9 protein-coding genes and 1 riboswitch are annotated in these 12,417 nt (G+C 37.5%); of the genes, 4 read left to right on the forward strand and 5 right to left on the reverse strand.

The window, feature by feature from the left end; genetic code table 11:
* Positions 1–4 precede the first annotated feature (4 nt).
* Both ABE048_RS05990 and yeiL read right to left on the reverse strand, forming a co-directional pair.
* Positions 5–883, reverse strand: coding sequence for a radical SAM/SPASM domain-containing protein (locus ABE048_RS05990; protein ID WP_430309869.1), 879 nt, complete (start codon positions 881–883; stop codon positions 5–7).
* 84 nt (positions 884–967) lie between these two features.
* The gene (gene yeiL / locus ABE048_RS05995; protein WP_430309870.1) at positions 968–1,645 is read right to left on the reverse strand and encodes a transcriptional regulator YeiL; all 678 of its coding nucleotides are present in this window, start codon (positions 1,643–1,645) and stop codon (positions 968–970) included.
* 80 nt (positions 1,646–1,725) lie between these two features.
* Here yeiL and ABE048_RS06000 point away from each other — a divergent pair, with 80 nt between their 5' ends.
* From ABE048_RS06000 to ABE048_RS06010, 3 genes are all read left to right on the forward strand, one after another.
* The gene (locus ABE048_RS06000) at positions 1,726–2,928 is read left to right on the forward strand and encodes an MFS transporter (RefSeq protein WP_430309871.1); all 1,203 of its coding nucleotides are present in this window, start codon (positions 1,726–1,728) and stop codon (positions 2,926–2,928) included.
* 227 nt (positions 2,929–3,155) lie between these two features.
* Positions 3,156–3,839 carry a GntR family transcriptional regulator gene (locus ABE048_RS06005; protein WP_430309872.1) on the forward strand — a complete coding sequence of 228 codons (684 nt, stop codon included), beginning with the start codon at positions 3,156–3,158 and terminating at the stop codon, positions 3,837–3,839.
* Positions 3,840–3,860: 21 nt separating this feature from the next.
* Positions 3,861–4,478, forward strand: a complete 618-nt coding sequence (locus ABE048_RS06010) for a sterol desaturase family protein (RefSeq protein ID WP_430309874.1) — start codon at positions 3,861–3,863, stop codon at positions 4,476–4,478.
* A 652-nt stretch (positions 4,479–5,130) separates the two neighbouring features.
* Here the strand turns inward: ABE048_RS06010 and ABE048_RS06015 are convergent.
* A complete protein-coding gene (locus ABE048_RS06015; protein WP_430309876.1) occupies positions 5,131–9,999 on the reverse strand; it encodes an OmpL47-type beta-barrel domain-containing protein in 4,869 nt (1,622 codons plus the stop codon).
* An 80-nt stretch (positions 10,000–10,079) separates the two neighbouring features.
* Positions 10,080–10,174: riboswitch (cyclic di-GMP riboswitch) on the reverse strand.
* A 185-nt stretch (positions 10,175–10,359) separates the two neighbouring features.
* Between ABE048_RS06015 and ABE048_RS06020 the strand changes: the two genes are divergently transcribed.
* Positions 10,360–11,526, forward strand: a complete 1,167-nt coding sequence (locus tag ABE048_RS06020; protein WP_430309878.1) for a uracil-xanthine permease family protein — start codon at positions 10,360–10,362, stop codon at positions 11,524–11,526.
* Positions 11,527–11,613: 87 nt separating this feature from the next.
* On the opposite strand, the gene rlmH is transcribed toward ABE048_RS06020, so the two are convergent.
* On the reverse strand, positions 11,614–12,093 hold the full coding sequence (gene rlmH / locus ABE048_RS06025; protein ID WP_430309879.1) for a 23S rRNA (pseudouridine(1915)-N(3))-methyltransferase RlmH: 480 nt from the start codon (positions 12,091–12,093) through the stop codon (positions 11,614–11,616).
* A 90-nt stretch (positions 12,094–12,183) separates the two neighbouring features.
* Positions 12,184–12,348 (reverse strand): CxxH/CxxC protein, encoded by a 165-nt coding sequence (locus tag ABE048_RS06030; RefSeq protein ID WP_430309881.1) that lies wholly within the window; start codon positions 12,346–12,348, stop codon positions 12,184–12,186.
* Positions 12,349–12,417: the final 69 nt, after the last annotated feature.

The following is a 12,417-nucleotide window of genomic DNA, read 5'->3' on the forward strand; positions in this document are numbered from 1 at the left end:
CTATCTATTTTCCAAACCTTTTGCGATATCCGCATTTTCTACATAGTTCTTCCACTGCCTCTCTTCGTGAAAAACCATCTACAAGATTTTTTGCTCTATCCATCTCGATAATATCAGAAAATGAATTATCATTAATATTACCGAGGTTGATAACTCCCTCACCATCTAGACAACAAGGAATAACAGTTCCGTTTGCTAAAATACCTGCTTGATTTCGCATGCCATAGCAGAAGCCCTTACCATCATCTTCTTCTTCATGTAACGCAGGCCACTGAAACTCGTAATCTTGATTGATGAAGATGCGATCTGCAATTTTCACGCCGCTTCCTGGTGTGATCTTCTCTTCAATTTTGTATGGTAAATCAAATTCCTTCTCAATGATTTCTAACAACTGTCTGTTTCGCTGTATTTCCAGATTCGTCTTATTGTCTTGCGTTAAGTTCCATAGTCTGAGCGAAACAATCAAATCTGATTGGCTCGTCGCTTCTTTAATAAAAGAAAGTATACTTCTCACATATCCTTCCTTATCTGTAGAGCCTTCATGACCATCAAAACTATGAAGCGAAAAATTCATCTGTCTTAGCGCAGGCTTATTTAATAACTTTTCCCTCTTTTTATTAATTAATGTTCCATTGGTTGTGATATTAACTTTAAACCCTTTTTCATGACTTAAGTCTAACAATTGGCCAATTTTAGGATGGAGCAGTGGCTCACCTTTTACATGTAAATAAATGTAGTCTGTGTGCGGTTTAATTTGGTCTAATCTCTTAGAAAAATCCTCCACAGAAATGAATTGCTTCTGTCGTTCTGTTGGCGGACAAAAGCTGCATGCAAGATTACATACACTCGTAATCTCTAAGTAAAACTTCTTAAATTTTTTCACCATTAATTCCCCACGTTCTCCTTATCGTATTTAAATGAGTTTTTTGCTTCCAATTACATTTTTCACTTCACAATATACTTTTACCTAAATATTACTATTCTTCAACATCTCTGCAAGTTCATATAGTGTGGAATGTTGCTGAATGCGATAGTGACGTCCTTCCTTTTGCAAATACCCTTTATCACAAAATTGTGCAAGCACATGCAATAAGTGTCGATAGGAGACGCCTAAAAAATCACAAACAGTTACGTGTTTCTCCTTATATACCTCTTCATCAGCAGTTTGTAAAATAAAATCCGCAAGACGATTTTCAAGCGGGAAGGCGAGACTTTGCGAATACTTCGTAGAAAATTTTGTTGCTTTTAAACTTAAAAACTTGGTTAGTTCGCGTAGAAATTTCGCATCTTCTAGCATTTGTGCACGACAGCGCTGAAAAGGAAGTGCAAAGCAAATGGTCTTAGTGGATGCTTGGATCCCTTTTGTATAGTACACCTCATTTATCAATTCCATTTCCCCAATATACTCATTCGTGTTGATAAAATTAATCAGGGAAACCTTTCCATTTTTATGTGTTACATAAGTTTTTGCTTTTCCCTCAATTAAATAAAATAGAAAATCCGGTCTCATGCCTTCTTGAATAATCCATTCATCGCGTTTATATTCATGTATTTCTATAAATCCTTCAATAGGAAAGGAAAATAAATGCTCAATGGAATACTCCTTCAAATAGCTTTGTCTTTTCTCATTTTTATAAATTTCCATAATCCACCCCAAAATATGAGATATCTCATATTATTGTACGTATCTCCATGATATCATGCAAACAATGAGGGGGATACAGAATGAACACACAACGCTGGATGAGTAGACAGTTTTTTAGTTTTTTTATGACATGGGGGATTTTTCTGCCCTATTGGACAGGGTGGATGATTCATACAAAAGGGATTACGGTTCCTCAAGCTAGTTTGATTATGAGCCTAGGCCTAGTTGCAAGAGGCCTTTCCACATTATTTGCATTTCCTTATTTATCAGGGAAATTTAGTAGTAAAACCTTATTAAATGGAGCAGGAATCGGTACGCTGATTGCTATTCTGTGTTATATTCCGGCAGGTTCCTTTACCAGCTTACTTATAGTCACATTAATATTCCATTTTTTTTATCCAACATTGATGCCTGCTTTAGATAGCGCTGCTGGCGTCCTCGTCCAAAGTAACCAATTAAGACATTACGGGAAGAGCCGCTCGTGGGGATCCATTGGGTTTGTCGTGGCAGGTATGATCTTAACCATCTTTACGGGAGCGTTTGGGGATGAAGTGATTTTATGGGCGCTTTTACTCGGCATATTGGTATTCGTATGTCTTGGTTTTATGCGTGCACCCGTTGTTTTATCTGAAAAACCGCCAGAGGATCAAACAAAAAAAGGCGGTATGCTGAAATTATTTCGCATCAAACACTTTGGTTTGGTGCTCGTCATTGTGATTTTACTGCAGGCGGCACACGCTTCTTATTACAATTATGGTTATCTCTTTTTACAAGAAATCCATGCACCCAAATATTTAATAGGTATAATTATTAACATTGCCGTAATAGCGGAAATCATTTTTTTCTCAATTGCAGACCGGAGATTTCATAACTTTTCAGTAGGCTCCTTACTTGCACTGGCAGCACTTGGTTCCTCCGTACGTTGGATATTAGTATTTGCCTTTCCTAATGTAATTGTTTTCTGTATCGCGCAAACCTTGCATGCATGTTCATTTGCTATGGGGCATTATGCCTTTATGAAATACCTAATCAAAAACATCCCACATGCGCAGATTCCGAAAGTACAAGGCATGTATTCAGCGCTGGCTCTTAGCTGGAGCACTGCCGTGTTTACAATTTTCGGTGGCTATTTATACGAAATTGAGCCAAGATATGCCTTTATCGGCATGATTGTTTGTACTATTCCATCAATGCTTCTTGCACTTTTATATAGAAAACTGGAACTTAGAAAGGAAATTCCCCTCAAAAATCAAGGCATCCCTAAAACCCTAACCGAAAAATAGAGTTATAAGAAAATACATTATGAAGCAGGCTTATCCAATCTGGATAAGCTTAGTCATTTTTTAATGGGACTTTGCTCCGTATAAGAAAACCTCATTTACTTATGATACGGTTCACTATTTATAAAAAATCCCCCCTTCTTATTGACAGAAAATTCAAATTTAATTATAATTTTTGGTATTACCACTGACTTTAACTTGTATTACCATAAAACAAAGGGGACGAGGATTTGAAAGAAAAGGAACGCTCCTCAGATAAAATTGAGAATGAATTAATTAGATCCATATTGGCTGGTGTTTATTCTGTAGGAAGTACTTTACCGCCGGAAAGAGAGCTTGCAAAAGAATTTGGTGTTGGTCGTCCAACTATTCGGGAGGCACTTCAACGTTTAGGAAGGGGTGGATGGATAACAGGGAGAAAAGGAATGCCTGCGATTGTTAATGATTATTGGCGCAATGGGAATCTAACGACTCTTGTTAATATTGTTGAGAATCATCATACCATTACAGATGAATTTATCATGTACTTATTAGAATTAAGAATTTCTTTGACTCCGACTTATATTCGTGATGCTGTTACGTTTAATCAACCTAAAGTGGTTGCTCTCCTTGCGAATCTAGAACAGCTTGAAGATAGTGCAGAAAGCTATGCAACATTTGATTGGGATTTGCAAAAAAAGTGTGCTGGTCTTGCTGCCAATCCTATCTTTCTACTCATTTTAAATAGCTTCGATTCCTTTTATGTAGATATGGCGAAAAGATATTTTTCTGTAAAAGATCATCGTGGGTTGTCCTTCAACTATTACCAGGACTTATTAAATTCTGCATTAAAGGGAGATGCAATGGAAGCGGAAAAGTTGTCTAAGACAACAATGGTGAAAAGCTTGGCTCTCTGGAAAGATAGAAAAAAATAAAGAAAGCTGGAGGCGTGCTAAATGAGATTGAAATATTTTAAAGAATATTTTTCTTACCCTGATATATTAATTATGAGCTGTCTATTCCTCATTAGCTTTGGATTTATGATTCTACATTTAACCTCTATCGTAATTTGGGGTGCTTTTATTCTGGGAATGATTATGTATTCCTTAGCTGAGTATGTTACACACAGGTTTCTTTTTCATCTGAAACCACCAAAGAATGCATTTTTATTAAAAATGCTTAAACGCTTACATTATGACCACCATACAAATCCGAACGAATTACATTTATTATTTTTACCCTTATGGTATAGTTTGCCAAACATTGCAATTGTAGCAGCCATTTTTTATTTTCTTTCATCTAGCTTTGTACTTACAAACGCATTCATTGCAGGTATCATGCTCTTTTTATTATTTTATGAATGGAAGCATTATATCGCCCATCGCCCTCTTCGGCCAATATCTCCATGGGGGCGTTGGATGAAAAAGGTTCATTTATGGCATCATTTCAAAAATGAAAATTACTGGTATGGTGTTACGAACCCAGCCTATGATTTTCTCATGGGGACCTTTAAAAACCAAAAAGATGTTGATCAAAGTAAAACGGCTAAAAATCTAGAGAAACGTTGCGATTAGAAAATAGAATTATAAAAAATAACCCATTGTCACTCCCTGAGAAATGTCGAATGAACTTTGTAACTTCAACATAAATAATCATAAAAAGCCACAACCCATTCATAAAGAGGGTTTGGCTTTTTTTATGGTTTTCATTTACTTATGATACGGTTCGCCGCAGCGCATCTTAATGAGGTTTTATTTTTATCTTTCATAAAGAAATTCTTAAACTATTAAAAGGTACACCTAAAACATACAACTAAATTTCTGCCCAATGGATCAATAAAAAATCAGAAGTTGATTTTTTTGATATTTTCCCATGGTTTCCAAACTCTCAAACCTGAAAAATATTACTATTCACTCAGAATTACATCATATTAACCAAATAATGTGTAACCCGAACGAAATTAAACAAGTGTTTATTAATATATTTCAAAATGCTATTGAAGTGATTGTACATCGGAAACAACAGCGATAAGTGAACCTGCATTTTGATGGCGAATCAATACCCTTTTACTTCCATATTCAAACACCTCATATAAAAACTTATCTCTTTTTTACTTTCAATTAGAAATCAAAATTAAGAGCCAGACGTCTCAACCGTAGAATACAGTATCATCTATACAGTATTTCGGTATTAGGAGAAATCTGACTCTAATAGGTTATTAAATTGTTAATTTAGTACCTTTACAACTGTTTGACCAATAACTAAGTAACCATTAACGTTACAACGGAACTCTAAAGCTTGCTCACCTGCAGCCCATGTAAAGTTTGATCTTTCAAATTTAAACTGCCCTTGCTTCGCTTGGTTATAATACCCATTATTACTACTTAATGCTTTAACCCCGTTTAACTGGGCAGTATCCAAATCAAATTGGTTAGCTTGGAACCCTTCAGGCAAATCTACACGAAGTGTAAATACTCCTGTATTTGGTTTAATTACGTTTGGAGTTACTTCAATAGAAGCTGGAATGAAAACAGTAAATGTCTTTTTCATAATTTGAAGATTTCCAGCATAGTCGGTTGCAAAAATCGTAACAGTGTATTCTCCTGGCTTATTTAAGATGATTTGATTTAAGCTATTCACAACTTTTCCCAAAGGATCATTAGGAGCAGTGAATAGTACCTTTTCAATTGCTACCCCAGATAAATAATCCTGTGTTTCATAATCTAACTGGAATGTACTTCCCAATTTATAATAGTCATTAAAATTGGTAGTGATTACTGGTGCTGTCTTATCCACCTTTACTTCCACTTTCTTAACATCTTCTTTATTGCCTGCTTTGTCAATTGAGTAGAATGAAACCTCGTTGATCCCCTCTCTTTCAACTGTGAAGGAGGTTCCCTCCACATAATCCGAGCCATTAATGGAGTAATAGGTTTTCGCTATTCCGCTCTCACTGTCAGTTGCTGATAAATTCACTTTTACGTTTTTATTAACCCATTCAGTTGGTGCATCTGCCTTTGTTTCTGGTGCTGTTTTGTCCACTTTCACTTCGACTGTTTTGACATCTTCTTTATTGCCTGCTTTGTCAATTGAGTAGAATGAAACATTGTTGATTTCCTCTTGCTCAACCGTGAAGGAGGTTCCTTCCACATAACCAGAGCCATTAATGGAGTAATAGGTTTTCGCTACTCCGCTCTCACTGTCAGTTGCTAATAAATTCACTTTTACGTTTTTATTAACCCATTCAGTTGGTACATCTGCCTTTGTTTCTGGTGCTGTTTTGTCCACTTTTACTTCGACTGTTTTGACATCTTCTTTATTGCCTGCTTTGTCAATTGAGTAGAATGAAACCTCGTTGATCCCCTCTTGCTCAACCGTGAAGGAGGTTCCTTCAACATAATCAGAGCCATTGATCGAGTAATAGGTTTTTGCTACACCTGATTCATTATCCGTTGCCGTTAATTTTACCGTCTGGCTTTCCTTTGTCCAATTAGATGCGGCATCTGCTGTTGTTACAGGTGGTAACGTATCTGTAATTAACTTGGCGATAACAGAATTAGATGGACCAGATTCCCCAAATGAATTACTAGAAGAAGTAACGTAATACTCATGATTTTTATATGAAAGATTGGATAAAGTATACGAAAGATTGTTTATATTATTTGCAAGCAACACCGGTATACCATCCACTAACTCGTAGATATTATATCCATTTGCATATGTGACAAAATTCCAGGATATCACCGCACTAGCTGGACCAGTGACCCTCAAAGTTGCAATAGGTGCCTGCATGTCTGGGTAAATAATATTTTCAGATACTAGATTAGACAAACCTGACTCTCCAAATCGAGTGCTATAAGCCGTGACTTGATACAAATGGGGCTCTTCAGATAAGTTGTAGGCAGTGTAGCTAGAAGAGGTCCCCTTATAAAGTAAAACCTTCGTATCCCCTTTTAATTCATATAAGTGATATTCATTTGCCCATGAAACTGAATTCCATGAAAAGGTTACGTTATTTGCATTAAAAATCGTTCCCTGAAGTGCTGGTGCTTGAACAATTGGCCAATCTAAATTGAAACTTACCGTTCCGCCTATTGGGGATTCACCAAAACGGCTGCTATAGGAATGGACCACATAGATATAATTGCCTTCTGGCATATTAGTAAAGGTGGTTGATGTTCCTGTCACTGTTTTCTTCAATACCTCTTGCCCGTCTATAATTTGATAGATATTGTATCCTGTTGCATATGAAGTAGCATTCCATTTTAAGGTGATATCATTTCCATTTACAATAGAGTATGTTGCAACTGGCGCCTGCATAATTGGAAATACTAGGGTAAATGAAACATCACTGCCATTTTCCGACTCTCCAAAACGACTGCTGTAGGAATGCACTTCATATTGGTAATCACCTTCAGGCATGTTTGCAAGAGTTAAAGAAGTGCCTGTAACCGTTTTTATTAAGAGTAGTTGCCCATCAATTCTTTGGTAAATATTATAGGCTGTTGCATACGTGGCTGACGGCCAGCTTAAAACAATATCATTTCCATTTGTAATATTTTTTGTAAGACTTAAAGGTGCCTGCATTGTTGAAAAAACGATTGAAAGTGAAACAACACTGCCATTAGTAGTTTCCCCAAAACGATCACTGATGGTATGAACTTCATAGGTGTAATCACCTTCTGGCATGTTTACAAGAGTAGTAGAAGTTCCTGTAACCGTTTTTAGGTATTTTAATTGCCCATCTACATTTTGATAAATACTATACGACGTTCCATAGGTAGCAGCATTCCACTTCAAAGTAATATCATTTCCGTTCGCAATGCTATAAGTCAAATTGTTTGGTGCTTGAACTTTTGGAAAAGTAATCGTGAAACTTGCACTGCTTCCTCGCTCTGATTCACCAAAACGACTGCTGTAGGAATGGACCACATACGTGTGGGTTCCTTCAGTAACCTTTGAAAAAGTCGTATAAGCAGTTGTTACCGTTCTTTGAAATACTTCCTGACCATCAATGATTTCATAAACTTTATAGCTTGTTGCATACGGAACAGAATCCCATTTCAAAGCAATATCACTTATATTTGGAGTAGTTCCAGAAAGGTTCGTTGGTGCAGTCATAGTAGGCCAAGCTAATGTGAATTGTGCTTCAGCCCCTTGGGGCGATTCACCTAATAGTAAGGAATAGGAATCTACTATATAATCATAGTCCCCTGCGGGCTGATTCGTATAAGTCACACTTGTTCCAGTAACCGTACTTTGTAAGATTTTAAAACCAGCAACAACCTTATAGATTTTATAATTGGTTGCATATTGAACTGGGCTCCAAGTCAATTTAATGTCATTGCCGTTTGAAATGGTATAGGCAAGATTGGTTGGCGTACCCATTGCTTGGCCAGTTAAATTAAGGGATACCGAACTGCCGTCACTTGACTCACCAAATCTTGAAGAGTACGAATGAATTTCGTACTGATATTGACCTGCCGGCATACTCGTATAATTAATACTTGTACCTGATACCGTGTTTTTAAGAGTTTTTGTCCCGTTTACAATTTGATAAACCTTATAGGAAGTTGCATATGGTGATGCATCCCAACTAATTGAAAAACTAGTAGGGCTCGTTATGTTAGATACTTGATTTGCTGGTGCCACCATTGTTGGCAATATAAGGGGAAAAGAAAGAGAGGCTCCTTCAGCAGATTCCCCAAAACGGCTATTGAATGAATATACTTGATAGCTATAATCCCCTGCCGGCATATTGGTATAGGATATGGAAGTACCAGTAACTGTACTCTTTAAAACCTTTTGTCCATTCACAATTTGATAGATTCGATAATTTGTAGCATTTGCAGCTGGTTGCCAGGTTAAAGAAATATCGTTTCCATTATTAATCTGGTAGTTGAATCTGTCTGGTTTTTCCATAATAACAGGATCCAGTGTTAACGAAACATCACTGCCTACCTCTGACTCACCAAATCGACTGCTATTCGATGTAATCTCATATGTATAATCTCCTGCAGGCATATTAGTAAAGGTAGCCGTGGTACTGGTTACTGTACTTTTCAATACTCGCTGACCATCGATAATTTGATAAACATTATAGCTGTCAGCATAAGAGGCCGAAGCCCATGATAAAACAATATCATTCAAGTTTTTTATTGTAGAAACGGCATTGCTAGGTGGTAGCATTGACACATTACTTACATTTAGACTAATAGATGCAGCTGTTCCAGATTGCCCAAACCGGTCACTTACAGAATAAACCCTATATTCATAGTCCCCTTGTGACATATTTGTAAATTGGGCACTGGTTGATGTAACAGATTTCTGATAAACTTCCTGTCCATTAATAACCTGATAAATTTTATAACTATTGGCATAGGTTGCTGCTATCCATTTTAAATTGATATCACTGCCATTTGTTAAAATAAAAGTTAGATTTGTAGGTCCTTTCATTACTGGATAAACAACATTTACATCGATTGGTGTTGAAGTGGTTGACTCCCCATACAGCGAATTTACAGCTGAAACCACATAGGTATAAGTCCCTTCATTCGCATTTACAATAGTGTAAGAACGGGATGTAGTGGTTGTTAAGAGCTTTTTTGTCCCATTTTGGGCTAATTGGTAAACCTTATAATTTTCTGCATGAGAAGAGGCTCCCCAATTAAGGACAATGTCATTTCCATTTTGAATAGTGTTGGTTAAAGAGGTTGGTGCTACCATTGTTGGATAACTAACGGTAACATCCACCGGGGCACATGGACCTGATTCACCATATGTGCTCAATGTCGAAACAACATAACTGTGAGTACCTTCAGATAAATTGTTTAAAGAGTAACTGTTGGTTGTTGCCTTACCAAGTAAGATTAGCTGTCCATCGGTAATTTCGTAAACATTGTAACCTGTTGCACCATATACAGAACTCCATACTAAATTTCCATCATCCGGGGTAGTTGCCTTATAAGCAAGATTGCTTGGTGGCAAAAGAACTCCACTGTCTGCTGCGAATGCATTCCCTAATGGTGAAACAAGCTGTATCAAAAGAAACAGTATAGCAATCATTGAACCGAACTTTCTTTTTCTACCTATCATAATCTCCACCTCTCCTGTAAAAAAGGCCATAAAAAAGGAACCTCAAACAAGGTCCATAGATCAGTAGAACTATGATTCCTTGTGGCAACCGGCTACCTTCCACAAGAAATATTTCTCATAGGTCAGGCCCTTGGCTTTGCGTCTCATAGTTTCCTATGATTTGCCTTTTTCACTTGGTAATTTTGTTACTTTAAGTCTATCATAATCACTTTCGTCATGGGTAGTTTTTCTTATTACCTATTAAGAAATATCTACTTCACTTCTCATAGAATTTTAAATCAAATTATTATGTAATTTTTATTCTAAAAATTACATAGGAGAAATAACATATAGCAAGACAATAGTAAAGGGGGGACACGTTTGAAAAATTTTTTTCGCGCGATACCATTATCTTTACAGCATTTGTTAGCAATGTTTGGTGCAACAGTTTTGGTTCCAGCACTAACCGGTCTTGATCCAGGAAGTGCACTTATTGCCAGCGGTTTAGGAACCTTGATTTTCCATCTTATTACACGTGGGAAGGTTCCTACGTATCTAGGTTCATCCTTCGCTTTTATTGCTCCGCTAGCATTGTATGTGGGGAAGTTAAATTCACCAGGTCAAGCAGTTGCAGGTCTTATCAGCGTTTCCATTGTTTATGCCATTGTATCTATTATCATTTCAGTTATCGGTTTTGAAAAAGTCCGAAAAGTAATTCCTGCAGTTGTCGTCGGACCGGTTGTAAGTATAATCGGTCTTTCGCTTGCAACCACTGCGGTGACCAACATGGCTTCTACCCAATGGGATGTCGCTATCGTCAGCCTTCTTGCAGCGATTATTGCTACGCTTGCAGGAACTAAGATGATCCGCCTCTTCCCGCTCTTAATTGGTCTTGCAATAGGGTATGCTTATGCTGCTATGCGTGGATTTGTTGATTTTGACACCATCGCCAGAGCACCTGCCTTTGCTCTTCCACATTTCGTCATGCCGGAATTCACATGGGTTGTGATCCTCGGAATGGCGCCGATTGCCTTGGTTACCATCATCGAAGACCTTGGACATATGTTTGTTCTAAATGAGATTACAGGAAAAGAAGTGACAAAGGACCCTGGATTTTCAAGCATCCTATGGGGGAATGGCCTTGCAACATTAATCTCCGGCTTCATCGGTGGACCTGCACAAACTACTTACGCGGAAAATCTCGGGGTTCTAGCCATCACACGTCAGTTTTCAAGTAGGATTATTCAAGGTGCTGCTGTTCTTGCGATTCTTCTTGGCTTGTTCGGTAAAGTTGGAGCTGCTATCCAATCCATTCCAGTTGCAGTGATGGGCGGCATATGTATCTTGTTGTTTGGTATGATTGCAGGAATGGGGATCCGTCACATCATTGAGGAAAAAGTTAGTCTGGCTAATATGAAAAATTTAGTCATCGTCGCAATTATCTTTATCATCGGAGTTGGATATGCCCATGGTATCGCCTACGCCACGGTTGCCGGATTGCTCATCTATTGGCTCGTACCTGATTTTACTACAAAGAACGAAAATTAGAATAAAAAGGCCATTCCACAACACTTTTAGCGGAATGGCTTTTTATTTGTAAGGCAACAACTCGGTCAAAGGAAAATAAAACCTCATTTACTTATGATACGGTTCACCCTTCATAATCCGATAGCTACGATAAATTTGCTCTACCAAAACAAGCTTCATCAATTGATGTGGTAACGTCATTTTACCAAATGATAGTTTATCGTCCGCACGATTTAGTACATCATCATGCAATCCTAGTGAACCACCAATGACGAAGGCAATTTTGCTGTGGCCATATGTCATGAGATTTTCGATGTCTTTTGATAGTTCTTCGGAGCTTCGCATTTTGCCGTTGATCGCTAGAGCAATTACGTAACTGTCTGGTGCAATCTTGGCAAGAATACGTTCTCCTTCTTTCTTTTTGACGATTTCCATCTCTGCTTCACTTAGTTGCTCGGGTGCTTTTTCGTCTGGAACTTCAATGAGATCAATTTTTGTGTAGCCGCTAAGGCGTTTGGCATATTCCTCGATCCCCATCTTCAAGTACTTTTCTTTTAATTTCCCAACACTTATAATCGTAATACCCACAGGTTATCCACCTTTACATTCAGTTTACAAACAATTTATCCACAAAAGTTATGCACATATCCACAGGCTAATCCAATATATTGTATACGCTCATTCGTTCGCCACAATATATGTCGCTTGTTCATCGCAATAACTACAATTTGTGGATAACTTTTCTTCCTCGTTTATTTTTTCCATTATCGGCACTTCTTTTTCTGTTGCCACAAACATGTCTAAAGCGTGTCCTATATGCGTTTCACAGCTATATATTTTCAAAATATTTCATCCTTTCGATTTCTCTGATTTCCACAGACTTATGCACAATTTATCGATTGTTATCCACAA

Origin of the sequence: Rummeliibacillus pycnus, assembly GCF_050459865.1 — a bacterium.
Lineage (GTDB): Bacteria > Bacillota > Bacilli > Bacillales_A > Planococcaceae > Rummeliibacillus > Rummeliibacillus pycnus_B.